Raw genomic sequence first — 364 nt, 5'->3', positions numbered from 1 at the left:
CTGCAGGGCGAGCTGAACGATGTGATGCGCCTGAGCGCGCGTGCCGACCAGCTGCAGAAGTATCTGCAGCTGCTGGACTGACCCTTGAGGGGCAAACCCTCTGACTGCACAAGGATGTAAGACATGCCAACCAACATCGACACCGGCTGACGCTCGGTCGGCAGGTTGTTGGAACCCAGGCCGAACGGATCGGAGGCGCTGATGCCGTCGATGCGGATGGCGTTGTAACGGGTGTTCTGGCCGCCGGCCGCCTGGACCATGACAGCGAGGGCCTGCTGCTGCTGACCGACAACGGCACGCTGGCGCACAAGCTCACCGACCCCAGGCACAAGGCCGACAAGACCTACTGGGTGCAGGTGGAAGG

2 pseudogenes are annotated in these 364 nt (G+C 63.7%); one reads left to right on the top strand and one right to left on the bottom strand.

Annotated elements, in window-relative coordinates:
• Window positions 1-251 (bottom strand): annotated as a pseudogene (locus ABGA94_RS06640) (hypothetical protein); the annotation flags it as partial.
• Between ABGA94_RS06640 and ABGA94_RS06635 the strand changes: the two are divergent.
• Window positions 234-364 (top strand): annotated as a pseudogene (locus ABGA94_RS06635) (pseudouridine synthase); the annotation flags it as partial. The pseudogenes ABGA94_RS06640 and ABGA94_RS06635 overlap by 18 nt on opposite strands.

Origin of the sequence: Stenotrophomonas sp. 3diitr2024 (genome assembly GCF_042136455.1) — a bacterium.
In the GTDB taxonomy this organism is placed as follows: Bacteria; Pseudomonadota; Gammaproteobacteria; order Xanthomonadales; family Xanthomonadaceae; genus Stenotrophomonas; species Stenotrophomonas sepilia.
This window is presented reverse-complemented; position numbering and strand designations above follow the sequence as displayed.